General features: G+C 51.8%; 22 protein-coding genes. 5 read left to right on the forward strand and 17 right to left on the reverse strand.

What is annotated here, in order from left to right:
* Window positions 1-754: 754 nt before the first annotated feature.
* From GK091_RS20055 to GK091_RS20065, 3 genes are all read right to left on the reverse strand, one after another.
* The gene (locus tag GK091_RS20055) at window positions 755-3,937 is read right to left on the reverse strand and encodes an efflux RND transporter permease subunit (RefSeq protein ID WP_164041666.1); all 3,183 of its coding nucleotides are present in this window, start codon (window positions 3,935-3,937) and stop codon (window positions 755-757) included.
* Between the two features lie 85 nt (window positions 3,938-4,022).
* Window positions 4,023-4,982: an efflux RND transporter periplasmic adaptor subunit gene (locus GK091_RS20060; RefSeq protein WP_164041667.1), complete on the reverse strand. Its 960-nt coding sequence runs from the start codon at window positions 4,980-4,982 to the stop codon at window positions 4,023-4,025.
* A 2-nt stretch (window positions 4,983-4,984) separates the two neighbouring features.
* On the reverse strand, window positions 4,985-6,268 hold the full coding sequence (locus GK091_RS20065; protein ID WP_164041668.1) for a TolC family protein: 1,284 nt from the start codon (window positions 6,266-6,268) through the stop codon (window positions 4,985-4,987).
* A 282-nt stretch (window positions 6,269-6,550) separates the two neighbouring features.
* On the opposite strand from GK091_RS20065, the gene GK091_RS20070 reads away from it, so the two are divergent.
* Window positions 6,551-7,618, forward strand: coding sequence for a PLP-dependent cysteine synthase family protein (locus GK091_RS20070; protein WP_164041669.1), 1,068 nt, complete (start codon window positions 6,551-6,553; stop codon window positions 7,616-7,618).
* 156 nt (window positions 7,619-7,774) lie between these two features.
* Here the strand turns inward: GK091_RS20070 and GK091_RS20075 are convergent, their stop codons facing one another.
* From GK091_RS20075 to GK091_RS20110, 8 genes are all read right to left on the reverse strand, one after another.
* Entirely contained in the window at window positions 7,775-8,173 is a 399-nt protein-coding gene (locus tag GK091_RS20075) for a hypothetical protein (protein WP_164041670.1), read from the reverse strand.
* Window positions 8,174-8,483: 310 nt separating this feature from the next.
* Entirely contained in the window at window positions 8,484-9,287 is an 804-nt protein-coding gene (locus GK091_RS20080) for a mycofactocin-coupled SDR family oxidoreductase (RefSeq protein ID WP_164041671.1), read from the reverse strand.
* Window positions 9,287-9,835, reverse strand: coding sequence for a carboxymuconolactone decarboxylase family protein (locus tag GK091_RS20085; RefSeq protein WP_164041672.1), 549 nt, complete (start codon window positions 9,833-9,835; stop codon window positions 9,287-9,289). The genes GK091_RS20080 and GK091_RS20085 overlap by 1 nt, the downstream gene beginning before the upstream one ends.
* A gap of 9 nt (window positions 9,836-9,844) precedes the next feature.
* Window positions 9,845-10,318 (reverse strand): DUF4395 domain-containing protein, encoded by a 474-nt coding sequence (locus GK091_RS20090; protein WP_164041673.1) that lies wholly within the window; start codon window positions 10,316-10,318, stop codon window positions 9,845-9,847.
* A gap of 15 nt (window positions 10,319-10,333) precedes the next feature.
* Window positions 10,334-11,524 carry a methionine aminotransferase gene (locus tag GK091_RS20095; protein WP_164041674.1) on the reverse strand — a complete coding sequence of 397 codons (1,191 nt, stop codon included), beginning with the start codon at window positions 11,522-11,524 and terminating at the stop codon, window positions 10,334-10,336.
* Between the two features lie 21 nt (window positions 11,525-11,545).
* A complete protein-coding gene (locus tag GK091_RS20100; RefSeq protein ID WP_164041675.1) occupies window positions 11,546-11,815 on the reverse strand; it encodes a hypothetical protein in 270 nt (89 codons plus the stop codon).
* Window positions 11,816-11,830: 15 nt separating this feature from the next.
* Complete coding sequence (locus GK091_RS20105) at window positions 11,831-12,841, reverse strand: DUF1684 domain-containing protein (protein WP_246202327.1); 1,011 nt, start codon at window positions 12,839-12,841, stop codon at window positions 11,831-11,833.
* A 17-nt stretch (window positions 12,842-12,858) separates the two neighbouring features.
* Complete coding sequence (locus GK091_RS20110) at window positions 12,859-14,073, reverse strand: sterol desaturase family protein (protein WP_164041676.1); 1,215 nt, start codon at window positions 14,071-14,073, stop codon at window positions 12,859-12,861.
* A 493-nt stretch (window positions 14,074-14,566) separates the two neighbouring features.
* Here GK091_RS20110 and GK091_RS20115 point away from each other — a divergent pair, with 493 nt between their 5' ends.
* From GK091_RS20115 to GK091_RS20125, 4 genes are all read left to right on the forward strand, one after another.
* Window positions 14,567-15,250 carry a response regulator transcription factor gene (locus tag GK091_RS20115; RefSeq protein WP_164041677.1) on the forward strand — a complete coding sequence of 228 codons (684 nt, stop codon included), beginning with the start codon at window positions 14,567-14,569 and terminating at the stop codon, window positions 15,248-15,250.
* 3 nt (window positions 15,251-15,253) lie between these two features.
* Window positions 15,254-16,621, forward strand: coding sequence for a HAMP domain-containing sensor histidine kinase (locus GK091_RS20120; RefSeq protein ID WP_164041678.1), 1,368 nt, complete (start codon window positions 15,254-15,256; stop codon window positions 16,619-16,621).
* A gap of 126 nt (window positions 16,622-16,747) precedes the next feature.
* On the forward strand, window positions 16,748-16,879 hold the full coding sequence (locus GK091_RS29855) for a hypothetical protein (RefSeq protein ID WP_262889201.1): 132 nt from the start codon (window positions 16,748-16,750) through the stop codon (window positions 16,877-16,879).
* Window positions 16,880-17,112: 233 nt separating this feature from the next.
* Window positions 17,113-18,684, forward strand: a complete 1,572-nt coding sequence (locus GK091_RS20125; RefSeq protein ID WP_164041679.1) for a SulP family inorganic anion transporter — start codon at window positions 17,113-17,115, stop codon at window positions 18,682-18,684.
* A gap of 191 nt (window positions 18,685-18,875) precedes the next feature.
* On the opposite strand, the gene GK091_RS20130 is transcribed toward GK091_RS20125, so the two are convergent.
* The 6 genes from GK091_RS20130 to GK091_RS20155 form a co-directional block, all read right to left on the reverse strand.
* Window positions 18,876-19,181 (reverse strand): plasmid stabilization protein, encoded by a 306-nt coding sequence (locus tag GK091_RS20130; protein WP_164041680.1) that lies wholly within the window; start codon window positions 19,179-19,181, stop codon window positions 18,876-18,878.
* Between the two features lie 158 nt (window positions 19,182-19,339).
* The gene (locus tag GK091_RS20135; RefSeq protein WP_164041681.1) at window positions 19,340-21,289 is read right to left on the reverse strand and encodes a KUP/HAK/KT family potassium transporter; all 1,950 of its coding nucleotides are present in this window, start codon (window positions 21,287-21,289) and stop codon (window positions 19,340-19,342) included.
* Window positions 21,290-21,321: 32 nt separating this feature from the next.
* Window positions 21,322-23,115, reverse strand: coding sequence for a sensor histidine kinase (locus GK091_RS20140; RefSeq protein ID WP_164041682.1), 1,794 nt, complete (start codon window positions 23,113-23,115; stop codon window positions 21,322-21,324).
* The gene (locus GK091_RS20145; RefSeq protein WP_164041683.1) at window positions 23,112-24,242 is read right to left on the reverse strand and encodes a sensor protein KdpD; all 1,131 of its coding nucleotides are present in this window, start codon (window positions 24,240-24,242) and stop codon (window positions 23,112-23,114) included. Before GK091_RS20145 ends, GK091_RS20140 begins: the two co-directional genes overlap by 4 nt.
* 17 nt (window positions 24,243-24,259) lie before the next feature.
* Window positions 24,260-25,402, reverse strand: a complete 1,143-nt coding sequence (locus GK091_RS20150; protein WP_164041684.1) for a porin — start codon at window positions 25,400-25,402, stop codon at window positions 24,260-24,262.
* Window positions 25,403-25,515: 113 nt separating this feature from the next.
* A complete protein-coding gene (locus GK091_RS20155) occupies window positions 25,516-26,079 on the reverse strand; it encodes a K(+)-transporting ATPase subunit C (protein WP_164041685.1) in 564 nt (187 codons plus the stop codon).
* Window positions 26,080-26,106: the final 27 nt, after the last annotated feature.

Below are 26,106 nucleotides of genomic sequence, written 5' to 3' on the forward strand. Positions count from 1 at the left end.
ATTAAGATCGTTCAGAACACGCTGAAGTCTACCTGCTTACGCGGGATTGATTACTTAGAGCAGGAGCTAGTTTACGTTAAACGTTGACCACAACAGCCCGTAGCCTTGTCAGTTTGGTACGATTCCTCTTATCAGATGCCTCGCTTTTGACTTATCCAAGTGCTGATGAGACCATTGGTAAAGCGGTCTGCTGTTGAAATAATCAAATTTTGTACCAGAAAAGCCGGTCAGAAATTGTCATAAAATAACACAAAATCTATTGTGCCCATAAACGGAAAATAGGGTATTTATTTTGTTTGTCTATTTTTGTATTGGTAATATTGTCGTAGTCATTTGTTGAGTAGACGTAAATGACTTGGTCGCGCTTTAGTCATTTAGGTATGTTGGCTAGTGTCGTATAAACGCTCAGTTTATGCGTATTTCTTCAAAAATAAAATTTTACACAGTTTTTGCGGAGAACGATCACCTGTTTTTAGCAGGTTTGGCCGTTGTTTTTCTGTGTTTTAAGTAAGCAATAATCGCATAAAAGGTACTATAGTTCCATTCTGTCAAGGGCTATAGTCGCAGAGTAGGCTGGAAATCGATTAATCAAGTTTGCCGTGAGTTTACCCGTGTTCGATCGGAAAGACCCAGTCGTCGCTCGCTGATTTTGCCCGGAAAGCGCAAAAATAAAGCCCAAATCCTGTTACTTTAAACAGAGTATTTGGGCTAGAGGGTAATCCGTTGTTAATGGTTTGTGCTTTCTATGTATTACCTACAGCTCCGTTCCTTCCTCGATTGGTTCGGGAATGTGTTTGCCGGCTGAATCCAGTGGAGTGGGCCGGGGCCGCCGACGATACACCAGGTAGAAAAGAGGGGGGATAATAAGCGGTGTAAAAAAGAGTGTTGTGGTTAGGCCCCCGATGATCACCGTAGCAAGCGGACGCTGTACGTCTGAGCCGATACCGCTCGAAATCGCGGCTGGCACAAGGCCGATGATGGCGACGACCATAATGGCCATGATCGCTCGAAACTGTTCCTGCGCCGTTTCGATGGTGACTTCCAGTAAGGGCTTGGTGCTACCCATCAAATTGCGATTCAAGGCTGAAACCAGCAATACGCCCGCCATAACGGAAATACCGAAAATCGATACGAAGCCAACCCCCGCCGACACGTTGAAGTTATAGCCCCGCAATAACAGCGCACCAATACCACCTGCCAGCGCAAACAGCAGGCAGGTCAGGGTGAGCAACGTATCACGCACATTACCATAGAGCATAAAGAGAAATAAGAACACAACAACGATCGTCAGCGGGATTGAGATACTCAATTGACCGCCCGCTCGTTCCAAATTCTCGTATTGACCGCCGTAGATGACGCTGTACCCTTCTGGAATCTTGACGTGCTGCTCAACCTTCTGGCTGATTTCTTTTACGAAACCGCCCTGGTCCCGTCCGCGGATATTGGTCCGGACGGTGACCATCCGCTTGCCGTTGATGCGGTAAATATTGGTCTGGCCCTGCACATACCGAATATCGGCCAGCTCGTTCATCGGGATCAGCGCTCCCGTAGCCGAAGGAACTTGCAGCAGCCGGATGGCGTCGATACTGCCCCGACTTTCGGGCGTGAACCGTACAACAATATCGTAGCGTTTGGCTTCGTCGTAGATAGTGCCGATAGCTTTGCCGCCAATGGCCGCTTCGATCATGTTCTCGATCTCCGATACGTTGATGCCGTACCGGGCAGCAGCCGGACGATTGATCTTGATCGCCAGTTGATCCTGCGGCCCTTCCTGCTCGATATTTACGGACACGGCGCCATTCATGCCCCGTACCAGGGCGGCAATGCTATCGGCTTTGGCGCGCATAACTGTCAGATCGTTACCGACGACCGAAATAGCCAGATCGGCTGCGCTACCCGTTACGATCTCCATGACCTGATCGATAATCGGCTGACCCGATGAAAAGAAGGCACCCGGAAAGGCTTCCTGCAACTCATTTTGCACCGAGCTGACAATTTCTTTCTTCGAGATGCTATCCGACCAGGTGCTGTAATCCTTTAAGCCAACCAGAATTTCGGTACGATCGGACGGGAACGGGTCGGTGCCATCGTCGTTGCGGCCCGATTGGGTAATGACGAAACTAACGGGTTTATATTTGGCAATAATGTCGCGGATTTTGGGCGCGATCTTGGCGTTTTCCTGAATGGTAATCCCCGACGGCATGAACGCCCGCATGAAAATGGACCCTTCGTCGAGCTCCGGCAAAAACTCGGTGCCGAGCTTCAGGCCGAATCCGATCATGACCAGCACGACCGTCAACCCAACACCGACGACCAGTTTCGGGGCTTTGAGCAATGTCGATTGTAACAGCCACTGATAGCCTTTTTCCAGCGGAGATAGCAGGAAATTTTTGTGCTCTTTCAGCGGTTTTCCATCGGGTGCCAGTGCTTTCCGGAAGGCAAACGAGATCAGCACGGGTATAACCGTGAGGGCGCACAGCAGCGAACCAATTACTGCAAACGATAACGTCAGCGCCATCGGGCTGAACAGCTTGCCTTCGACCCGCTGCATGAGCAGAATGGGCATGTAGGCCAGCACGATGATCGTAACCGAGAAGAAAATCTCCCGGGCTACTTCCCCCGCCGATAGGGCCGTAACCGTTACGATGCCTTTATTTCGATCGCCTGGTCCGGATGATCGGTAGCGTCGGATGAGGTGTTCGGCCATTACGCTGGCCCCATCGACAATGATCCCAAAATCAATCGCACCCAGCGACAGCAAGTTTGCCGGAATGCCCACCAGCTTCATCAGAATGAACGCAAAGAGCAGCGAGAACGGAATCGTAACCGTAACCACCAGAGCCGCCCGCAAACTGCCCAGAAACAGCACGAGAAGAATCACAACGATCGAAATACCTTCGATGAGGGTGTGCGCAACCGTTTCGAGCGAATGGTCGATCAGGAACCCCCGGTCATAGAGAATACGTAAATGAACGCCTTTGGGTAATTCCCGCGCTTCGAGATCAGCAATTTTCTCTTTGAGCAGCTCCAGCACTTCACTCGGATTTTCGCCCCGTCGCAGTAGCACGATGCCTTCGGTGGCACCGATCACGTCGAGTCCTTCGTCGGGAATCCGGTAGCCCAGAATACCCGATGGCGCTGGCGGGTTGATTTCAACGCTGGCCACATCGCGGACGAGAACCGGTACGCCCTCATTGGTTTTCAGGACGATGTTCTGGATGTCTTCCGGCGATTTGAGCGCGCCCAACCCACGTACCGCAAACCCCTGACCACCTCGGGCAATGATATTGCCGCCCGTGTTCTGGTTGTTCTTCTGAACGGCTTCGATCACTTCCTGCAGGGTCAGGCTGTATTTGCGCAGTTTGGCCGGATCAGGAATCACCTGATACTGTTTGATCGGTCCACCGAAGGTCGTAACATCGGCCAGACCCGGCACCTGCAACAGTTGAGGAATGATGGTCCAGTCCTGCAAATCACGCAACTGCATGGGCGTCATGCTGGCCGGCGCTTCAATGACATAGCGGTAGATTTCACCCACCGCCGTGGTCAGCGGGGCCAGTTCCGGTTCGACGCCATCAGGAAGCTGCGCTCCACTCAACCGCTCGATAACCTGCTGCCGGGCAAAATAGTCCGTTACGGTTTCGTCGAAGTTCAGTTGAACGACCGACAGCCCGAAAATGGTCCGGGAACGTCGGTCCGTAACGTGCGGCACATTGTTCAGTACCCGCTCGATTGGGATCGTTACCTGCTGCTCGACCTCTTCGGCTGCGCGGCCATCGTATTTAGCGATGATGATAACGTTCGTATCGGCAATGTCGGGGTAGGCTTCAATCTTCAGCAGTTTGAAACACCACAAACCCAGTCCCATAACAGCGACCGCCAGCCCGACAACGACCCAGCGATTTCTGAGGGAGAATGTAATTAATTTCTGAATCATTTAGGTAGGCAGGGCCAGCCGCTGGGTTGGCCAATCATAAGGTTCTGACACGGGCCAACCCAGCGGCTGGCCCTGCCTAATCTGATCAATACCCGAAACTTAAGCCTTTCAATTGCAGCGTATTGACCACCGTGACCGGCTCGTTCTCGCGCAAGCCGCCAAGCACGACCACCCGATCCTGTCGTTGCTGACCGAGTTGCAGTTCCCGGCGTTCAATGGCTTGCGGTCCGGTCTTGACAAAGACATAATCGCGACCCTGCACCGTCACCACTGCATCCCGCGAAACGGTCATGAACTTTCCTTCGGTAACGCCAAACCCAACCGTAGCAAACATGCCTGCTTTGAGCCGACCATCGGGATTCGGCACTGAAATGCGTAGTTTGATCTGACGTGTTGTATTGTCCACGTAGTCATTGACATTATCGATCCGCCCAACAAACCGCTCGTTGGGGAACGACGTGAAATTAAGGGTACAGGGTAAGCCCTTTTTGATCATACCAAACTGATTTTCCGGTATTTCGCAAACGACCAGAATCGTGTTTGGCCGCGCCCGTCGTAATTCTTCGGGGTCGAAACCAGCCAGTTTGAGTGTGGCTTCGTCCGAAATAATGGCTGCCTGTTCATTGGCCAGTTGTGTTTGAGCCTCGATGACTTCTTTGCCCGATGCGGCTCCGTGGGCCTGTAAATCCTTTACCCGGCCCAGATTACCGCGCTCGGTCTGGATATTGATCCGATGCTGCAAAATAGCCGTGTAGTTTTCGGACAAACTGGGTTCGTCGAATAAGACGAGCCGCTCGGCTGGGTTTTCCGTAGACTTCAACACCATGGCGGCTACGTGTCCCGGTGCCGAAAAATCAGTGCGGATTACTTCCGAATGAGCCGGTTCGGTCGTAAACGAGCGCATCATGACCGTATCCGGAAACGTTATGCGATTGCCATCGTTGCTCACGGTAGGGCGGGGTATCGACTTAACGACCGGCTTTGGTTTGTCTTTACAACCAATGGTCAGAATCGTAAGGACGACAAGGATGGGATACAGTTTCATGGTTAGTATGTGTTGATCTCACCCGTTGCATACAGCAGGCGAACATAGTTCTGTCGGTAGATATACAGGTTCTGGTAATAGGCCGTTTGTGTGTCGAACCACGCTGTTTGCGCCTGAAGGAGATCGATGAGCGTTGTGGCACCCCGCAGATACGCGTACCGCACCGAAGCCAGTACCTGATCGGCGTCGCGCCGGATCGCGGTGAACCGGTCGACGTTCTGGCGGCTGGTTAGTAACGACTGGTAGGCCGTTTCGACTTCAGAGCGTATACGGGCTTGTACCAGCGCAGCTGCTTGTCCGGCCTGCTCCTGCAAAATGCGGGATTTCTGGATTTCACCCTGATTTCGACTATAAACAGGTAGTTCGAGGGTTAGAAAAACACCGGCATACGGGATCGCATTTTGTGGGTTCCAGATGAAGCCCGCTTCGTTGCGGGGTTTGGCCAGCACCTGCTGCAAATCCACATTGCGACGGGCCGTTTCGAGATTGGCCTCCGCGACTTTCACGTCGGCGCGGGTTGCCGATGCCAGCCGAAGCAGACTATCGGCACTGGCTTTCACAGTTGGGTAAAAACCGAGCGGGTTAAAGACGGTGGCACTGATAACCGAATCGTTCATGGCGACGGTGATGCTGTCGGTCGTTGCCAGCGCGAGCCGTAGTTCCGCTAACCGGTTGTTAAGGTCCTGCTGTGCCGTACGCGTCTGAATAGCATACTGGTCAGAAATGAGCTGCGTACGCATCAGGTCGGTATTGCTGATGACCAGATTTTTCAGGCGTACCCTGTTCAACTGAACCAGCGTATCAACGTTTGCTTTGGCACGTTGCAGCAAGGCAAGCTGAATTCGGGCATACCACGCATCCAGAAACCGATTGGCAACATCGAACAGTAACGTACGTTCCGTTTCGTCAACGCTCCGGGTCGCTAGGGCAGTATTGGCTTCGGCAAAGCGATTCCGGTACAGGCGCTTGTTATGAATGTCGAACTCTTTGGTTGCCTGAAGCCAGAACTGCCGTCGTTGCCGACCAAAAGGTCCTACCGCTTCCGCTCCGGGAGTCGGGGTCAACTGAATCAGCGTTTGGTTATTTAGAACTGGGTTTGGCCGTAAATTAGCCGTTGTCTGGTCCGCTTGAGCCGCATTAATGTTCAGTCGCTCAACCCGTAGGGCGGGACTATTCGTGCGAACTTGTTGCAGTGCCTGCCGTAAGGTGATGGGTGTTTGGGACACGGCTTCCAGACTTACAGAACTAAGGCACAGCAGGCAATATAGTATTCTTTTTACCAGCATTCGATCAAAGAGAGAACTCAGCAAAGTAACAACGCCTGCCCGCTAAAATCGATAGATCGTTAATTAAAAGGTTGTTAAATATACTTAGTCCATTGCCGAATAATAGCTCATAATCTGAATTTTGCGGCCCTTTCGTAAAAATGATTACTTAGTCCTGCTTATCTTACCGATACATTGGGGCGAGATGAGGTATCGTATCCCACGAATAACTTCGTTGTCGCTGCCTCATGACCGACAGTACCGAAATACAGTGCTGATCATCAGTGCTTTCCAGCAATACTCATGAATACACCCATCGAGAGTGGCATTAAACCGGCGATTCAGGAAAAGTTTGAACACCTATGGCATTTGGTTGGCAACACTCCGATGCTGGAGTTATTTTACACGGATCAGGGGCTACCGCGTTCGCTATACGTCAAGTGTGAGCATTATAACCTGACCGGTAGTATGAAAGACCGGATGGCGTTGCATGTACTGCACCAGGCATACCGGCAGGGTCACATACAACCCGGCGATCGTATTGTCGAAGCCACCAGTGGTAGTTCGGGCATTGCTTTTTCGGCAGTGGGTCGGGCGTTGGGCCATCCCGTCACGATCATCATGCCCGCGGGAATCAGTCAGGAGCGAATCGACATTATCCGAAGCCTGGGGGCTGACATCATCCTGTTCACGAAGGAGGAAGGTGGATTTATGGGGGCAATCCGTCGGTCGGAAGACATGGCCGCTGCGAATCCGCGTGTTTTTCTGCCCCGCCAGTTTGCTAATCAATACAACGCCGAGTCCCACCGGCTGACGACGGGCAAGGAGATCTGGCTACAACTACAAAGCGTTGATATTACGCCCGATGCGTTCGTGGCGGGTGTTGGTACGGGTGGTACGGTGATGGGTGTTGGTCGATACCTCAAATCCCGCAAGCCCGATATTCGCATCCACCCGCTCGAACCCGCCGAATCGCCCACGCTGTCGGTAGGTTATAAAAACGGAACACACCGGATCCAGGGCTTTTTTGACGAATTTATTCCGGACATTCTTAAGCTGAACGAACTGGATCGGGTTGTGCAGGCCAGTGATGGGGATTCGATTCTGGTGGCTCAGAAGCTAGCGCTTCAACTGGGCGTAGCCGTTGGTATTTCGTCGGGCGCCAACCTGATTGGAGCCATCAATCTTCAGCGCGAAATGGGCTCGGCGGCTCGCGTGGTGACCATCCTGTGCGACAGTAATAAAAAATACCTCAGTACTGACCTCGTGAAAGAGGAACCCATAAAACGGGGGTACGTCGCTCCCGATATTGAGTTTACCGATTACCGGCCCATCAGCCGCCTGTTGGTTGGTCGGCCGGGTGTATTCTAAGTCTGCGAGTAGCGCGGGTGGAAACCCGCGAAAGAATTTCAACCCGGATATTTGTGCCTTCGCAGGTTTCCACCCACATTACGTTTACTACATAAAAAGAAAAATCCCCGCCTGTCGGATAGGCGGGGATTTTTACTGGGAATCAGGTGCAAACCGTTAATTTATGGCAACCAGACGACTGGGTGTTGTTGGTTTTTGCGTGGATAACGTCACGCTTTGACTCGTAACATCAACGCCATTGGTAATCTCTACTTTGTATACACCATCAGGTAAATCGCTCAAATTCAGTCGGATACGCGATTTGCTTTCGCCTTTGCCGAGGTGTTTGTTGAAGGCGATCGAACCATCTGGATTTTTCAGGCAAATGTCGACAGCACCGCCGGTTGCTTTATCGAGAGCGATGTTTAGTTTACCATCGATTGATGTGTAAATACCCGTTTTGTACGTAGCAACAGCAGCCTGACGGCCACCTGGGTTCGTTTCCGCAAATGAAGCGGCAGTGCTAACGAAACCTAACGTAAGGGCTAATGCGAGTGATTGGATGAGGGTTTTCATGGTATGTATGTTTTTTTGTGTTTGTGTAAACGTTAGCCGGGTTATTCCCGATTGGTGAAACAAAGATATGGGCAGTAGTTGGTACTATGTATTGCAAACTACCGGAACGGTTATTTTTCTGGATGAGTGGATAAAATGAAGGGCGGCTGATTGAATGGCTTTATAAACGTAGCGTGGACTTCCAGTCCGCGAGTCGCAGGCTACGTTGTAGTAAGCTATTTTTTTACTACAACGTAGCCTGCGACTCGCGGACTGGAAGTCCACGTTACGTTTGCAAAGGGTGTCCTGGTGATCGTCGTTTGGTCGTTAATCAACGCGTTAGCAGTCCGGCATCCAGCACAAACTGCGAGCCAGTTATGTAGCGGGCTTTGTCGGAAGCCAGATAAAGTACCATGCTGGACACGTCCTCCGGTTCAACCCACGGAACGGGCAATAGATTGCCCGCCGAGCGTTCGGCAATTTCCTGCGTCGTGGTTCCTTCCAGTTCGGCCAGCCCATCGTTCATGGGCGTGTTGACACCCGTTGGATGGATTGAGTTGACCCGGATTGTGTGTGGAGCCAGTTCAATAGCCCACGATTTGGTTAAGCCGACCAGCCCCCATTTGGAAGCCGCATAATGACTCAGACGATTCATGCCCCGCAGTCCGGCAATGGATGAATTGTTGATGATCACGCCCGATTGCTGCTTGATCATAACCGGGATGATGTGTTTAGCGACCAGCCAGGCTCCTTTCAGGTTGATGTCGAGCATGGCGTCCCATTCCTCTTCGGGTAGTTCGTGGGCTAGTCCGTAGGCGCAGATTCCGGCATTGTTGAACAGAATATCGATACGCCCAAATTGATCGACGGCTGCATCGACGGCCCGTTTCACGTCTTCGTTCCGCCGAACGTCACCCTGCGCGGTCAGACACGAAACGCCAAGGGCCTCTACCGCATGCTTCAACGAGTCGAGTTCGGTTTCCGAGCCGAGCGTATAACCGGGATAGGCCAGCGGTTTAGCCAGATCGAACGCGACGATAGACGCGCCTTCGGTAGCCAGTGCTAGTGCTACCGCCCGCCCCTGACCGTGAGCCGCGCCGGTGATGAAAGCTACCTGCCCTTGAAAATCAGCCATTAGGGTTGGGGTTGTTGGGTGAGAGGTAGATAGGGGTAGAGGTACTCATCAATAGTCACGTCCAGCACGTTGTTGAATACGTTCGTGGCAATCATTTGCCCGGCAAACGCAACCAGTACGACAAGTTCCGGCTCGGTATACCGCTCGGCAATGGGATCATAAAGATCATCCGGAACCTCACCCTTATGCACCGCAATGGCACTCCCGAAGTTGATAACGGCCTGTTCGTGGTTCGTCAGCTGCAAATTGTCGGGTTGTTCGCCATTGTCGATAATGATCCGTCGGAAAAAGGTAGTACACAGCGGGCAGTTCGATCCCTCCGAAATCGCATGGGCGAATAGATAAGCCAGCCGACCGCCCAGTATTTTCTTCACGTCTTCGTAGAGCGGATACCACTGCATATACACCTGGAAAGACAGCAGTGAGCGACCCAGCGTGGCTTTCATGTTCGTGATGCGACTACCAGGGTAATCATTGACGTGTGCGTCGAAGGCCGCCTGTATATCGGGCGTTACTTCACTGGCGGGTAGGGGCGTGATACGGGGCATAAGAACTGCTTAGCGAATGAGTTTGCTTCGTTTCAGGATCGTGTATACATAACAACCGGCGCAAATACCGGCCAGCAATTCCAGTGCTGCGAAAATAAGCAGTACACTCGTTAGAATCAGGGTATTGATGCCTATTGCGTGCAAGATCAGCATTGCCGTGGTGAATACCATACCGACGCCAGCCGCAAACCGTTTGGGAGCCTGGTCGATGGGGCGAACCGGAAAGTTCAGCCCCTTCACAACAGCATCGCTCAGTTGCGCCAGTGGACTAAATTTTCCGTAGTCGAACGCCCGCAGTGCAAAGTCAACGGTCAGAAAAAGTGGTAGTAGCCAATACGAGGTAACGATGTAGGCAATGCCCGTCAGCAGGACAAAAAAGGCGATCGTCCGTACTTTGTTCTCATTGATTTTTACCCCGTCCACGGGGCAATCCAGTTCGGTTTGGAATTGATTTAGATAGGTCTGAATGCCTGTATTTTTCATGTTCACGTTGTCTGTTTATAAGTGACTGAGTCGTTCAGCAGCTTCCCGTAGAATGGCGTCGTCTTTGGCGAAGCAGAACCGCAACACCCGGTAATCGTTTTTCTGCTTGTAAAACACCGAAACCGGAATTGAAGCAACCCCAATTTCCTTCGTGAGCCGTACCGCCAGTTCGTAATCCGGTTCGTCCGTAATGTCAGCGTAAGAAACGGTCTGAAAAAAACTGCCCTCCGCCGGGTTGAACCGGAAGCGAGACTGACGCAGACCATCCAGAAACAGATCGCGCTTTCGCTGGTAAAAGTCGGGTAGCTGTCGATAGTGACCGGGATTCTGTAAGTAATCGGCCAGTGCGTACTGAATAGGCGTAACTGTGCTGAATGTCAGGTATTGATGGATCTTTCGAAACTCGGTGGTCAGTGCTTTGGGTGCTAGACAATAGCCGACTTTCCAGCCGGTAATGTGGAATGTCTTTCCGAATGAACCAACCACAAACGTCCGTTCCTGCAACGTCGGATGCGTCATTAGCGAATGATGAACCCGGCCATCGAACAGAATGTGTTCATACACTTCGTCGCTTACAACCCAGATATCCCGATCGTGAACCAGGTCGGCCAGTTGCTGAATATCGTCCGCTGTCCAGACGCGGCCGGTCGGATTGTGGGGCGTATTGACCAGAATCAACCGGGTCTTATCTGTGATTTTGTGACTTACTTCCTGCCAGTCGATGGTGTAGTCGGACGCATTGGCGATAGACGAATCCACCTCAGACGGCGTCAACGTCACGAAGACCGGAATGCCGCCGTTTAGTTCAATGGCCGGAACGTAGCTATCATAAGCGGGCTCAAACACAATGACTTCGTCGCCGGGCCGCACTACCGCCGTGATGGCCGCAAAGAGGGCCTCCGTCGCACCCGACGTAACCGTCACTTCCGAATCGGGGTCATAGGCAACAGCATACTGCTCCAGGGCTTTCTGCGCCAGGGCTTCACGCAGGGCCGGAACGCCTGTCATGGGCGCATATTGGTTGAACCCCTTGCGCAGGTAGCGCTCCACCAGCGACACCAGTTCGGGCGAACAATCGAAACCCGGAAACCCCTGCGAGAGATTAATGGCTCCCGTTTCAGCCGCCAGCTTCGACATGACGGTGAAAATAGTGGTGCCAACAGCGGGTAATTTCGATTGAAGACTCGGCCTGAATGTCGTGTTCATGAATGGGTTGGTTGATGTCAATTAGGGTAGTAGCTCGTGGAGTGATAGCTGAATGAGTTGCAGATACGGCTCCAACTCGTTGGTCGTCGACAGTACGCGCAGTACCATAACATCAAAGTGCCGCTGACAAATCCATAGTTCCACAAAAAGCGCATCAACAGCATACAGATGAATCCAGAAATCAGGAATGCGTCTGGTCTGGAGTGGTTTCCCCTGCCTCCATACGGTATCGATCTGCTCTTGATACGTTAGGTTGTAGAAATGAGTCGATCGATTCTGATTGCTTTGCATACGATAAGCCGTTGATCAATGGTCTCCGTATCGTTTTTCGCCAGCTGTAACGGCCAGTGCCAGTTTGTTCTGCTTCGGGGGCAACGGGCAGGTCGCGTAAGGGGTAAAGGCGCAGGGCGGATTGATTGCCTGGTTGAAGTCAAGCGTGGTTATGCCATCCGGTCCTGGTTTATCCGCGTACAGGAACCGCCCCGATCCGTAACTGTCGTGGGCGTTGGTCGCATCACCAAACAGGATAAATAATTTCTTGCCTTCGCCAACGGCATCCAGCCGGTAGGTTTTACCCGCTCGCTCAAAAACAAGCGTACCGGCTAGTGGCTGCTGGGACGTGAGGCCAAGCACATCCAGAATGGGAATCGTTTTCGGGACCGAAGGGGTTTCGACGCGCGCTTTCACCTGCCAGCTTTCATCGACCGGAAAGCGGTTGACGCCGTGAAACTCACTCAGGTAAGGACTTTTCAGGTCGCGCATCCGAACGCCGTATTTGTCGCCCCGCTTGATAATGAGCCATCGCAACGAACCGTGTGCCAATGTCGCTGGTTTATCGTTCGGGCTAAAAACAACGGTGGACTCGGTAAGCACTTTTCCGTCTGCCGACACATCAACTCCCTGGTTCGGCACAAACCGTACTTCGCCTTTATCAAGGTAAAGGGTCCCCAAGCTAGCCGGAGCGTCGTCCGTTGGGAACGATACATCGAAACCCGAGCCTCGACCCAGCGCGTTTTTACCGGCCTTTAACCAGACCAGACCTACCAGATTGAGCCAGCCGTTTTCACTTTTCAGCGACGTGATGCGTTCCTGATGCCAGGCGTCAATCTTTTCCCGATAGGCCGGATCGTCGGCAACGCGAAAGCCAGCGGTGAGTAAAATCGCCAGTAGGCATAGAGTGACCGACCAGTGTAATGATGTTATTCTTTTAGTAGAGTCGCCATTTCTCATCTTTACTAATGTGTTGATTTGATAGTTCATAATATTCAGATTATTGTAGAGACCGGTCGGAATGCCGCACCGGCGGTGATGCGGCATTCCGACCGGTTTCTACGTTATACACTTTTCCCATATACAAGCCGGAAATAGCGTTTCTGGATAAGTGAAAAATAGACCCAGAGCGACAGCCCGCCGATATAGGCCAGGATTACGAGCATAGGGTAACCCAGTGTTAGGTACAAGCCCAGCCAAAGCACGACCAACCGGCCAATTTCCGGGTATACTACCCACTGCCGCTGTTCCAGAAGCGCTCCACAATTTACGAGTGTGAACAGAATAAATAAGGTCGTTATGATCTTGAGCGGAACCGATACGTAATCTTCAAAAAGCAGGTAGCAGAAGAGTATAAGAAGTATGCCCGTCAGCTGCCCGACAACGTAACCCCGGAACCGTCGACTGGTCGATCGTACGGAGGAGCGCAACAAAAGTCTGTCCGCCAGCCCATCGCGAATGGTCGGATCGACCGCGTCGGGTTTGTCGAATAACAGCCTGACCTTTGCGCGGAGACCGGGCGTTCGACGGGCCTGTTCAAGCAGTTCGAGCAGGAAGTGAAAATGCTGCCAGAGAAAACTATGACTGTCGAGCTGTTTGGTCAGACCGTACACGGCTTCCTCCTGCTCTTCGACGAATGTGCCAAAGAGCTTATCCCAGAAAATAAAGACATCGCCGTAGTTTTTGTCCAGATACTCGGGATTGCTCGCGTGGTGAACCCGGTGGTGCGACGGGGTGACGAACACATATTCGAGCCAGCCCAGCTTGCCGACGGTGCGGGTATGGATAAAAAATGGATACAACCCATGAACCAGTAACATGGTCGTGATCATTTCGGCGGGAAAACCGATAACGGGTAAGATCGACCAGAAACCCGTTCTGACCAATGCCTGGAAGACCGTGATCCGGGCCGAGACGGTATAGTTAAAGTCTTCGCTCTGGTGATGGACGACGTGCACCGCCCAGAACACGTTAATTTCGTGAGCTAGTCGATGATACCAGTACCACACAAAATCGGTGGCGATGAGCAACCCAATCCAGCCTAGGGCACTGGCTTTAATGTCGAAAAGTGCGTAGTGCCGGTGCAGGTAGTCATATACGAAATAGAATGCTCCAACGGTAAAACTATCGATCAATCGTTCAGCAATGCCGACGTTCAGGTTGGCAACCGAATTGTTGAAGGTGAAATATTTTTTCTTCTGCCATCGGGCAACGAGATATTCCGCTCCCATAAAAAACAGGAACAGTGGAACGGCAAAGGCAATCCAGTTAATCTCCATACGCGGTTTTTACTACTCGTCTGCTACGTTGTTCGATGCTGAATGCTGATAGCACCACGCTCTTCTTTTTCGCTCTGTTCGCTCATCAACTGGCGGGAACAAACGCGAATAGGGGGCCAGAAAAACGAGTAAATGTTATTTAGTCGATAGGTTAAGTAGATTTATTTATTGTATGTTGGTCGTTTTGCTGCAAACTTATTGGTTTTTGACTACGAAGCAACGGCGCACTCCCTTTTTTTACAGCTAGCGAGTTGATTTCATGGTAAATAGACTTTTGTGTATGTATTATTGGATAATAGATTGGCGACGCTACGGGTAGCTCATTAATTTACTAGGCGTACTGATCACAAAAAACACGGAATAAATTACCGGCAATCTGACAACCGTTGGAACTTGCCCTGTTCAATACGACTACTACTAGTACTGGATTTGCCGGGTCATGTTGTTCCTTTTATCGCGGGCTCGTTGAAAAGCCTATTCTACATAGCACACTATGCGTATTTTGATCGTTGAAGATGAATGGGAAGTCGCAACGCTCATCGAAACGGGTTTGGAAGATTACGGCTTCACCGCCGATATTGCCGGCGATGCGAAGGAGGCTCAGCTAAAGCTGGCCGAGACGGAGTATGATATTATCATTCTTGATGTCAACCTGCCGGTAATCAGTGGGTTCGATTTATGTCGGATGATTCGAAGCCGATTCGAAACATTGCCGATCCTGATGCTGACCGCGTTGGGAAATACGGATAGTAAACTGAACGGATTCGACGCAGGAGCCGACGATTATCTGGTGAAACCGTTCGAGTTTCGTGAACTGGTTGCCCGGTTGCGGGCGCTCACCCGCCGAAACGCGGCCCCCTCGGTGGAGAACCCGATTCTTAAAATTGCTGATCTGGAACTGAATCAGCAGAGCAAAACCGTGAAGCGGGGCAATCAGAAACTCATGCTGACGGCCCGTGAGTTGACATTGCTCGAATTTTTTCTGAAAAATCAGAACAAGGCACTTAGCCGTAATGAGATCATGGCGCACGTTTGGGAACTCAACTTTGACACGGGTACGAATGTGGTCGATGTGTACGTCAATTACTTACGAAAAAAGATAGATAAGGATTTTACGCCAAAGCTGATCCACACGATCAGCGGCATCGGCTATATCATGCAGGCTACCGACGACTAATTCATGAAAATACGTGCCCGTCTTTCCTTCACGTTTGTTGGCATTGTTGCTGCCCTTCTCCTCATTTTCTCGTTCGTTGTGTATGCTACCGCCGAATATTTCCGGCAACGCGATTTTTACCTGCGACTCAGCGACAAGGCAAGAACCACGGCCCGGCTTCTGCTCGACGAAGACGAAATTACGACCCGCCTGCTGAGAGTCATTGAGAAAAATAATCTCACGGCGCTCCCGGAAGAACAGATCAATGTCTATGGTCAGAATAACCAGATGATCTACGCGACACAGGACAGTGCCATCATAAAGCCGGAAGCGCTGGTGCTTATCCGAAAGAAGAAGGAAGTGTTCTTTCGCCAGCAACGGAAAGAGATCGTCGGGTTCGTTCATCGGCATAATAACCAGGACTATATCCTTGTCGCGTCCGCTTTTGATCAGTACGGACTAGAAGAAATGCGGCATTTGAGCGCCATCATGGGGGTAGGGTTGCTGTGCAGTCTGGCCGTGATGGGAGCGGTGGGCTGGGCGTATGCCGGACGCTCGCTACGCCCTATTTCCGACGTCATTCAGCAGGTTGACCGGATAACCGCGTCGAATCTGAACCAGCGCGTAACCGCCGGAAACGATCAGGACGAGTTATCGCAACTGGCGCACACGTTTAACCTTATGCTCGACCGGGTACAGGAAGCCTTCGAGATGCAGCGCAATTTCGTGTCCAACGCATCGCACGAACTGCGTACTCCGCTCACCATCATTACCGGCCAGATTGAGGTAACGCTGCTCAAACGGCGTACGGTCGAAGAACACGAAGCGAAGTGGAAATCGGTGCTGGAGGTGATCCACCGGATGAACAAGCTGACCAACAATCTGCTGGATCTGACGCTGGTTAGTCTGGAGTCTACGCCCCTGAAATTCAGTGAAGTATCGATTGATGAGGTTATTTATCAGGTTTCCCAAATGCTCATGACCCGGCAGCCTGACTATTCGGTCGTGTTCTCGTTCGACGGGCAGATGGAGACGATTCAGCCGTCGCTGACCATCGAGGGAAACAAATCGTTGCTGTATTCGGCCTTCTTTAATCTGATGGAGAACGGCTGTAAGTTTTCCGAAAACAAGCGCGTGCAGGTAACGCTCGGTGCCAATGACCGGTGGATAACGATCGAATTCAAAGACGAAGGGGTCGGTATTCTGGAATCAGACATCAAGAGTATCTACGAACCGTTCTTCCGGGCCGAAAACGTCAAGCGGATTCACGGGCATGGCGTTGGGCTGCCCCTGACGTATCGGATCGTTCAGTTGCACCACGGTCAGATTACGGTTGCATCGCAGATCAACCAGGGCACGACATTCACGATTCGCCTGCCCAAAATGCTCTAATCGATTTCTAATCGATCTCTAACCGGATTCTCATCATCTTCTAACAGATCCCTAATTATCTCCGTTGAGGGGTGCTTTATCTTTGTTGCGTGAAGTTTTCAGTACACGGCCAAACGGTATTGAACCATGCGTGACAACGGTGAAAAAGCGGGCCATCTGGTGAACTGGCTGACTGTGTGGGGCCTCATCATTGCCTGTATTGCCTTCAACGTCTACACCAGTAACCAACAGCAGAAAAAGCTGTATCACGCTCAGTAAAAGGTCGAAAGCCGCCGGGCTGATTCGTTGCTCATCGAAAAAACACGACTAGAGCAACGCCTGCGTGAATTGGAAACGACAACGAATCGACGCGTGTCGGTAGTTCAACAAACGACGCTCAACCCAAGGTAATGGTGGCCAGTGAGTTGTAAGGTACGCACCCATAAAAAACGCAACAACAGCTAATGATAAACGCAGGTAAAAACGGGTTTCAAATAATTAATCTAAGCACAATGCCGGGTGACATTCGGGGCGGAGCGATCTCCTTTCTGGTGGCCGTACCGTTGTGTTTAGGTATCGCGCTGGCGTCGGGTGCTCCGCTGTTTGCCGGTATTATTGCCGGTATCGTCGGGGGGCTGGTCGTCGGTGCTTTCAGTCGTTCGGCGCTGAGTATTTCAGGACCGGAAGCCGGCCTGATCATTGTGACGTTAGGTGCCATTCAGTCATTAGGATCGTTTCCGGCTTTTCTGCTGGCGACATGTCTGGCGGGTGTTATTCAGATTGGACTGGGCTTTGCCAAAGCGGGTACCATCAGTAACTTTTTTCCCTCATCGGTTATCAAGGGAATGCTGGCCGGTATCGGCATTATTCTGATTATAAAGCAGATACCTCACCTCGTTGGCTACGATGCCGATGCTGCCGAAGGTTTTGCGCTGTTTCAGCCCGGTGGTTTCAACATCATCGAGCAACTGCACATGGCACTTGGGCAGCTTAATGGCGTAGCTATTCTGATCGCACTGCTTTCGCTGGGGGTCTTTTACGCATGGGGCCATCCGGCTTTTCAGACGAGCAAAATGACCCGAACCATACCCGCTGCGCTGGTGGTGGTCGTGCTGGGCATCTGTACCAACGAACTTGTCCGGGCGTTTTTCCCGGCATGGGCTTTGCAGGGCAATCATCTGGTGCAACTGCCGGTACCGGCCAGCGCGGGTGAATTTCTGAACCTGTTTACGTTTCCTGATTTTTCGCAGTGGAACAATCCGTTGGTCTATACCTCGGCGGTAGCTATTGCGCTGGTTGCCAGTCTGGAAGCGCTCCTGTCGGTGGAAGCGTCCGATGAACTCGATCCATTGAAACGCAAAACGCCAACCAATCACGAACTGAAAGCGCAGGGTATTGGTAATCTGGTGAGCGGTCTGATTGGCGGTATACCGCTGACATCGGTCATTGTGCGGAGTTCGGTCAGCATCAATGCCGGGGCGCGGAACAAACTGGCGGCACTGGTCCACGGATCGTTACTGCTGGTTTGCGTGGTTACGCTGCCGACGCTGCTGAACAAAATACCGTGGGCTGCTCTGGCTGCCATCCTGCTGGTTACCGGTTATAAACTGGCCCGTATCGAGATCGTGAAAGCGGTTTTTGCGGAGGGTATCGAGAAATTTATCCCGTTTGTCGTGACGGTTATGGCGATTCTGCTGACCGATTTGTTGAGCGGTATTGCCATCGGTATGGTTGCCGGCATCTTCTTCATTCTTCGTGATCATTACCTCAACGCGCACCGTGTCCGTACCGCCTGGGACAGCAGCAAAGATCGAACACGCATTTATGTGCAGCTCGGCGATCACGTATCATTTCTCAGCAAAGCCCGATTGATGAAGCTGCTCAAAAATGTGCCTGATAATTCGATCCTCGAAATTGACGGAACCGCGTCTTCTTATATCGACAGTGACGTTGTTACTGCCATTCGAAATTTTTCGACCGCTGCCCAGCAACGGGGTATTCAACTTATTTTTCTGCAAAAGCAGGACGACGAGTTTCAGATCAGTCGCTCCCGATCTGAACTAGCAATGGACGTGTTTGACTAAGTAAGGGTGATAGATTGGGATGATAGGACATACGCCGTATCTTGACGATACGGCGTACGTTTTGATGAACTTCCCGAAAAATTTGCAGTAATAACGGGTAAGAAGTGGCTATCTGGCTGTAGGTGCGTTGGCAAGCTAACGGGCACGTTTGGTATTGGGCCGCGAAAACACCAATGCGTTCAGAAAACCAGTCAGCGGGCAGCATTCTTCTTCCGGGTAGCCGCTGCTTTTTTCGCAGACGCCGAACGTTCTTCGGCTGTGCGTGACGCCGATGCTGCGCCCCCTTTTTTACCACCCTTACGTTCCGGCTCCTTGTTTTCGGCACGACCGCGTCCTGAACCACTCTTTTTGCCACCACCTGAAATGGCGTTAACAGTTGCCCAGGCGCGACTTTCTGCTTCTTCCTCGGGCACTCCACGCGCTTCGTAGCTTTCCTCAATGTGTTCGGCCTGCCGTTTTTGTTTATCGGTATAAGCCGACTTATCTCCTTGTGGCATCGTCGTAATTGGTTATGGGTCAACACTCAATTCTACTCCGTAACCATGACCGCCAGACATGTGTTTTATATTGGAAAGATGACCCGCAGCAACGCGGTTGAACGTTATCCAGCGGCCCCAAAAATCAGCAGAAACTCTATCTCTCGTCTAAAATGGGATTAGTCTCGATCACGGGTCAGTCGAATATTTTTGGGATGCGAAAACAGCAGGGGCACGTCTTCAACGACTACATTACTAGTATCCAGACCATAGGCTGAGTTTTCGTGCAACGCGGTTCGCCGGATCAGGAAATAACTGTTCATGATGATCTTTTGACCAAGCGGCAGATCGTTTTCGTACGACAGGAAGTTTTTGAACACCACGAACCGGAAGTCGCCCGTCAGGTTCTTCTGATTTAGCGACTGGTATCGACTGGTTATTTCTACTTCTTTGCCTCTAACCATGTCTTCGACGGCCAGCCGGAAGAATAAATTGAGTCGTGGTTCGATGCGGAAGCCTAAGTGAAACGTAATGTAATACACATCCTGATCGGCCAGTGTCTCGACTTTGTAGCGCATCGTAAAGGGCTCATCTTCAACGTGGACGTGTAACAGCCAGTAGACGTCGGCCCGTTTTGGCGTGCGATACAGTATCGACTCGATCGTTTCCGATTCAATGCTAGCCGACGTTTCGGAGCCGGTCAGGTAAACGAGGTGGGTGGCATATTTGGGAATGGTTTCGTCATTGCTGAGTTCCTTGAGCGTGTCGATAAACGGAGGAAGGGGCTCGAACTGGACGAAACTGTGCTTTAGTTGTTTCCCCTTGTGCCAGAGCGTCATCACCGTGATGAGCATTAATCCCAGCAGAATTGAAATCCAGCCGCCTTCTTCAAACTTGATCAGGTTAGCGATCAGAAAGGACGTTTCGATGGTCAGGAAGAGCGCCGTAATGGCCAGTGTCGCCAGTGGATGAACCCGCTTTGAGCGCAGATACGCATTCATCAGCACGGTTGACATGAGCATGGTGAGTGTGACGGCCAGCCCAAAAGCCGCTTCCATATTCTTCGACTCGCGAAAGTGCAGCACAACCCCGATGCAACCCGCCATGAGCAACCAGTTGATTTGCGGAATATACAATTGACCCCGAAAATCGGTCGGGTAGATCACGCGCTGACGCGGCCACAAATGCAACCGGATGGCTTCACCAATGAGCGTAAACGATCCGCTGATGAGTGCCTGACTGGCAATGATGGTTGCCAATGTGGCGATGCCAATGGCGAAAACCAGGATAGAGGGCGGCACAATCTCATAAAATGAACTCGTCGGGCCAAGTCGTTTGCCCAGGTGTTGCATCAGCCACGCCGACTGCCCGGCGTAGGAAAGCAGCAACATTAGTTTCACAAAGATCCAGCTGATCCGGATGTTTCCCCGACCACAATGACCCATGTCGGAATAGAGGGCTTCGGCCCCGGTTGTGCAAAGGAAAACCCCGCCCAGCAGCCAGAATCCACCCGGATAATCGCGCAGGAGGGTAACGACGTGCCAGGGGTTCAGCGCTCGTAATACGCTCGGATGTTGAATCAGCGATAGAAACCCCATGATCCCGATGAACGTAAACCAGACAACCATGATCGGTCCGAACAGACGGCCAAGCCATTGGGTACCAAATTGTTGCGTGACAAACAGCAGGACAATGATGGTAAGCACAATGGGGACAGTGTCGAGGTTTGGGTAATAGATCAGCAAGCCCTCAATCGCCGACGACACGGAGATGGGTGGCGTAATGATCCCGTCGGCGAGCAGAAAACTACCGCCGATGATCGCCGGGTAGAGCATCCATTTGCCGGTGTATCGGCGAATAAGCGTATAGAGCGAGAAAATCCCGCCTTCGCCGTTGTTATCGGCATTGAGGGTGATGATGACGTATTTAAGGGTAGTCTGAAAGGTGAGCGTCCAGAAAACCGCCGAGAATGATCCCAGAACCAGATTCTCGGTTAAAATACGGTCGCCGAAAATGGCTTTGTACGTGTAGAGCGGTGACGTGCCGATGTCGCCGAACACGATACCGATAGAAATCAACAGACCGGAAAGGGAAACTTTATTGAGATGCGAATTGGTAGATGAGTTCATACCGGAAAGTAACTAAATGCTATCAAATTGGTTTAGTTACGCGGTAGTCGAAAGTAAAAGGCTGCGCCATCGGCCAGATCGGTTTGTAAGCCAATTTCTCCGCCCATCGATTCAATAAATTCCTTCGCAATCGCCAGCCCCAGGCCGGTTCCGCTCGATTGTCCGTTATTGCCGGGTGCCCGAAAATAGCGATCAAAAATGCGTTTCTGGTGCTCCGGTCGAATACCTGATCCATGATCGCGGACGACAAACTCAACCTGACTGCCAATCGATCGCACTGATATCTCGATTGCGTTGTCTTCGGGGCTGTGCCGAACGGCGTTGGACAGAAAATTGACCAGTACCCACGAGGCCTTGTCCGGATCAGCCTTAACGGTGGGCAGGTCATCCGACGCATTGATGTCGAAACGAAGGTGCTTCTGGTTCGCCGACACTTGGAGCGCATGAGTTGCATACCGGACGATCGCTGACGGCGCTACATTTTCGATCTTCAACTGAATCTGCCCTGACTCGACCTGCGCCATGTTGACCAGTTCCCCCGTAATGCTCAGCAACCGTTCGGCATCATCACGGACGTGACCAACGAGTTGTTTCTGTTCGTCGTTGAGCTGACCTACCCGCGAATCGTCCAGCAGTTTAAGGCTGAGTTTAATACTACTGATCGGCGTTTTTAGCTCGTGCGAAACGGTGGCGATGAAGTTTGTCTTTGCCTGATCGAGTTCTGTAAACGAAGTGATGTTTTCCAGTACAATCACCCAACCCGCCGGACGCGGTTCACCGTCGCCCGTGGGCGCTACCGTAACGGCGTGGATTTGCTTGTTGAAATAGCTTTCTTTTCCCGGACTGGATGGTCCCGGACTGGACGGTTCCAGGCCGTTGACCCCTGGGTCGTAGATTTTCAACAGCCCCTTGTTATCGGTTCGAGCGGGACTTTCCGGCCAGTCTTCGATCATTAGGTCCTGAATCAGCGTGCGCATCAGATCATTGACCGAAGCCACGTCGGGCGCGTATCGGCCAATCAGCTTTGCTTCGTCGATACCCAGCAGGCGACAGGCGACGGGGTTGGCAAAGAGAATTTTCTTGTTCTCATCCAGACCCAGAATACCATCGCTCATCAACTGGATCAGCGTATCAATCCGTTTTTTCTCGAACAGGAGTTTGGCCAGGTTCGAGTGCTCATATTCATCCAGTTTCTGCGCCATTGAATTGAACGAACGGGCCAGTTCGCCAAACTCATCGCTGGAGCGGAAGTGCAAACGTTCTTCAAAATTCCGGCTGGTTATCTCCCGAATACCGCGCGTCAGTTCCCGAACCGGACGGGCGATATAACCGGGAAAGTTGACAATGAACGACAGGATGATCAGGAAGCATACCGTACCGACAACTGCCAGCAGCAACAGCGCATCCTTAGCGGTTTTTTCGGCGGTGCCATTTTTTCGAAACATGGCCTGTCGGTTGATGTCGTCCAGCTGCAACAGATTAGTTTGCAGTCGCTTGATTGCTACGGTATCGGTGGGAGTAGCTTTTAAGCGGTTCAGATCACGGCGCAAGGCTGTCGTCAGTTCCTGTTCACCTTCTTCCGTCACATTGACTTCCTGCTTGCGCAGGTTCTCGTCGAACTGGGTCAGTGCGTTGGGATCGGTAGCGCGGTCGAACAGAGCTTTCTGCATGTCGCTGACGTACTGAAGCGAAATGTAATTATCCTTCAGGATCGCCTGCGAATCGTCGGCCAGTTCGCCCAGGTAATACGCGCTCAATCCGCCCAGTCCGAGAATGATGGCGAACATGAAGGCCAGACCGAGCGATATTTTTGCTTTAATCGTCATGAGAGAATGATCAGGTCGGTGGCGGATTCGGATAATTTAGTCAACAGCTGGTTGAAGGCATTGGTGCGCAAAATGACCTGAATCAGGGTAATGTGTGGTTTACCGATGCAAACTGTCGTAATGTTACGCTGTTCGACGGTTTCGGCAATGGCGTTGACAATATGGTTGCTCTTTATCTGAATGACTTCGGCCCCCAGTTCAGTAGCCAGTTTCAGGTTGTTGATCAAATGACGCTGTACGTCCAGCTTGATCCGGTCGGAATCTTCGGAAGGCGTCTGAACGTAAAGCACAAACCAGCGGGACTGATAGTAACTGGCCAGACGCGCCGTCTTGCGAATAACCCGTCGGGCTATTTCGTGATTACTGCTTATGGCCGCCAAAAATCGCTCCGGTTTCAACTGGGTGCCGGGAGCGACCTGCGTTTCAATCTTACGCTCAACGGCGGTGGCCACTTCTTTAAGCGCCAGTTCGCGCAGTTGTAGAATCTTGTCCGGCTGAAAAAAATTACCCAGTGCCGTTTCGACTTTCGCGCGGTCATAAATCTTACCGTCCTTAAGCCGTGTAATCAGCTCATCGGCGGTCAGGTCGATGTTGACGACTTCATCGGCCAGTTGCAGGATGCGGTCGGGAACGCGCTCGGCAACGTCGATGCCGGTGATTTGCCGAACGGACGTGTGAAGGCTCTCGATATGCTGAATGTTAACGGCACTGATCACATTGATACCCGCATCCAGAATGTCCAGCACATCCTGCCAGCGTTTTTCATTTTTCGAACCGGGAATGTTCGTATGCGCCAGTTCATCGACGATCACCAGCTCGGGGTGGAGGTTGATGACCGTCTGTAGGTCCATCTCGTCCAGTTCGCGCCCTTTGTAAAACAGCCGCCGACGGGCAATAACGGGCAATCCCGTGACCAGCGCCTGCGTTTCAGCCCGGTTATGCGTTTCGACAAAGCCGATCCTGACGTCAATTCCCCCGCGTAACAAGGCGTGGGCCTCCTGCAACATCCGATACGTTTTGCCGACCCCGGCGCTCATGCCAATATAAATCTTGAACTTCCCCCGCCTTGACTGACGGAGGAGGTTCAAAAAGTGCTCGGCATTCTGGTCGCGGTTGTCGCTCAGCATGACAAACTAGTGGACGGTTAAAATGATATGGCTAAACTGGTTGTCAATGAGGTGTTTGTGCGGCTAGGGTTGGTACTGGTCTCGAAGATAGCGTCCTGGCTGGAATAGACTTTGCCTTCGATTCGGAACACGGCTGTGGGCAAAATGAAGTAGTCGGCGTTCAGCGAATAGCCCCAGGTTTTGAACCCGTTTGCCGTTCCGGTAGCGATGATTACACCATTTTTGTCGTCGTAATACTCAACCCGTCCCGCTAGTTTCACCGCATCACTGACCGAATACCGCACGATCGCTACCGGCGAATACCAGACGTAACGGCCGCTGCCTACCCGCTGTCCGTCCGAACCGATCGGCTTCCGATCAGAGCCAATGTCAAAACCCAGAATGGTACTGATCGTCCCGTTCGGATTTAGTATCGCGTAGAAATTATTGAAAAAGCGCGACTGTTTCAGTGAATCGGGCCGGTCGCTGCCGAGAAACGTACTCCAATTCAGAACGACGTTGGCGCTGGGTTTATACTGCACCTGCGTGCTGATTGCCGGGCCGGTGTAGCCCGGTAGTTTTGCAATCCGTTGCCACCCATTGACAACCGAACCAAGCAGCGTCCATTTTCCATTGGAAGTATTGTATGTCAACTTGGCTCCTGACAAATAATACGGTGAATTCTCGGCCAGCAGACTCCGGGTCAGCGTCCAGCAATCTTTCGAGATGGCGCTTTCAAAACCGATGTGCGATGTAAAAATACCCGCGTCCAGCCACAGATCGCGCGTTTTGCTGAGCTTTACACCCGCATTGGCCTCGTAAACATTTCTCAGCAACGGTTGCTCGGCGGTATAGTTGTACTGCGCATACGTACCCACCTGAATCGCCAGATTACCACGAACGCGCTCACTGGCGTAAGCGGCTTTGATGAAGGCCAGATTCACGTTAATTTCGCGGTTTCGCTTGTGGTTATAAAGAAAGCCGGGGCGTTCCTGACTGGTTTTCGGCGCCGTGAAATCGTGGGCGTAGTAGGCTTCTATGTAGCCGCTGACTGTCAGCGAATTTTGCACGGGTTGCACTGTACTTGTACTAGCGGTCGTATCGGTTGCCTGTTGCGCGAACGAAGGTTGTGCCATTGCTGAACCAGCGACAGCTAGCATGACGTAAACGGTGTATTTCATGATTTTTGTTGTACTCAGTTTACAGGTCCGAATAGGCTCCGGCTATTCGGGTAATGGGAAAATTGTATAAAGTAATCCATTCGCAAACAGCCGGAGCCTGTTCGAGCCAATTGTTATTTTAGACCATCCAGCGCTACGTTCAGTTTGAGAACGTTCACTTTCGATGGACCGAAGAGGCCGATAAACGGACCTTCCGTATGGTCATCGACCAGTTGATTCAACCGCTCGGTGTTGATACCACGAACTTTTGCAATCCGGGCCACCTGAATTTTAGCAGCCTCGGGCGATAAGTCCGGGTCCAGCCCCGAACCTGATGCGGTTACCAGTTCGGCCGGAATAGCGGCTTTCTGAATACCTGGATTATGAACCAGAAAGGTGTCGATACGAGCCTGAACTGCTTTCAGATAATCGGGGTTCGACGGACCTTTGTTCGATCCGGCTGATCCGGCTGCGTTATACTCTACTGCCGACGGACGGCTGTTGAAGTAACGATCGTTGGTAAATTTCTGTCCGACCAATGCGTAGCCGACTACCTTACCGTTAACGACAACGGTTTCCCCTTTTCCTCCGCCGGGCGCGAACCGGCTGACACCCGCAATAACCAATGGATAAATGACTGAGAGTATCACCAGCAGTACAAGCGTAAGCCGAATGGCTGGTCCAATGTGATTTTTCATGAGTTTATTTTTTTTGTAGAGACCGGT

Origin of the sequence: Spirosoma agri (genome assembly GCF_010747415.1) — a bacterium.
GTDB lineage: Bacteria > Bacteroidota > Bacteroidia > Cytophagales > Spirosomataceae > Spirosoma > Spirosoma agri.

Excerpts from the sequence above, each read along its gene's own strand:
- GK091_RS20055 (WP_164041666.1), bottom strand. The coding sequence starts at position 3,937 with ATGATTCAGAAATTAATTACATTCTCCCTCAGAAATCGCTGGGTCGTT.
- GK091_RS20060 (WP_164041667.1), bottom strand. The coding sequence starts at position 4,982 with ATGAAACTGTATCCCATCCTTGTCGTCCTTACGATTCTGACCATTGGT.
- GK091_RS20065 (WP_164041668.1), bottom strand. The coding sequence starts at position 6,268 with ATGCTGGTAAAAAGAATACTATATTGCCTGCTGTGCCTTAGTTCTGTA.
- GK091_RS20070 (WP_164041669.1), top strand. The coding sequence starts at position 6,551 with ATGAATACACCCATCGAGAGTGGCATTAAACCGGCGATTCAGGAAAAG.
- GK091_RS20075 (WP_164041670.1), bottom strand. The coding sequence starts at position 8,173 with ATGAAAACCCTCATCCAATCACTCGCATTAGCCCTTACGTTAGGTTTC.
- GK091_RS20080 (WP_164041671.1), bottom strand. The coding sequence starts at position 9,287 with ATGGCTGATTTTCAAGGGCAGGTAGCTTTCATCACCGGCGCGGCTCAC.
- GK091_RS20085 (WP_164041672.1), bottom strand. The coding sequence starts at position 9,835 with ATGCCCCGTATCACGCCCCTACCCGCCAGTGAAGTAACGCCCGATATA.
- GK091_RS20090 (WP_164041673.1), bottom strand. The coding sequence starts at position 10,318 with ATGAAAAATACAGGCATTCAGACCTATCTAAATCAATTCCAAACCGAA.
- GK091_RS20095 (WP_164041674.1), bottom strand. The coding sequence starts at position 11,524 with ATGAACACGACATTCAGGCCGAGTCTTCAATCGAAATTACCCGCTGTT.
- GK091_RS20100 (WP_164041675.1), bottom strand. The coding sequence starts at position 11,815 with ATGCAAAGCAATCAGAATCGATCGACTCATTTCTACAACCTAACGTAT.
- GK091_RS20105 (WP_246202327.1), bottom strand. The coding sequence starts at position 12,841 with ATGCCGCATCACCGCCGGTGCGGCATTCCGACCGGTCTCTACAATAAT.
- GK091_RS20110 (WP_164041676.1), bottom strand. The coding sequence starts at position 14,073 with ATGGAGATTAACTGGATTGCCTTTGCCGTTCCACTGTTCCTGTTTTTT.
- GK091_RS20115 (WP_164041677.1), top strand. The coding sequence starts at position 14,567 with ATGCGTATTTTGATCGTTGAAGATGAATGGGAAGTCGCAACGCTCATC.
- GK091_RS20120 (WP_164041678.1), top strand. The coding sequence starts at position 15,254 with ATGAAAATACGTGCCCGTCTTTCCTTCACGTTTGTTGGCATTGTTGCT.
- GK091_RS29855 (WP_262889201.1), top strand. The coding sequence starts at position 16,748 with ATGCGTGACAACGGTGAAAAAGCGGGCCATCTGGTGAACTGGCTGACT.
- GK091_RS20125 (WP_164041679.1), top strand. The coding sequence starts at position 17,113 with ATGCCGGGTGACATTCGGGGCGGAGCGATCTCCTTTCTGGTGGCCGTA.
- GK091_RS20130 (WP_164041680.1), bottom strand. The coding sequence starts at position 19,181 with ATGCCACAAGGAGATAAGTCGGCTTATACCGATAAACAAAAACGGCAG.
- GK091_RS20135 (WP_164041681.1), bottom strand. The coding sequence starts at position 21,289 with ATGAACTCATCTACCAATTCGCATCTCAATAAAGTTTCCCTTTCCGGT.
- GK091_RS20140 (WP_164041682.1), bottom strand. The coding sequence starts at position 23,115 with ATGACGATTAAAGCAAAAATATCGCTCGGTCTGGCCTTCATGTTCGCC.
- GK091_RS20145 (WP_164041683.1), bottom strand. The coding sequence starts at position 24,242 with ATGCTGAGCGACAACCGCGACCAGAATGCCGAGCACTTTTTGAACCTC.
- GK091_RS20150 (WP_164041684.1), bottom strand. The coding sequence starts at position 25,402 with ATGAAATACACCGTTTACGTCATGCTAGCTGTCGCTGGTTCAGCAATG.
- GK091_RS20155 (WP_164041685.1), bottom strand. The coding sequence starts at position 26,079 with ATGAAAAATCACATTGGACCAGCCATTCGGCTTACGCTTGTACTGCTG.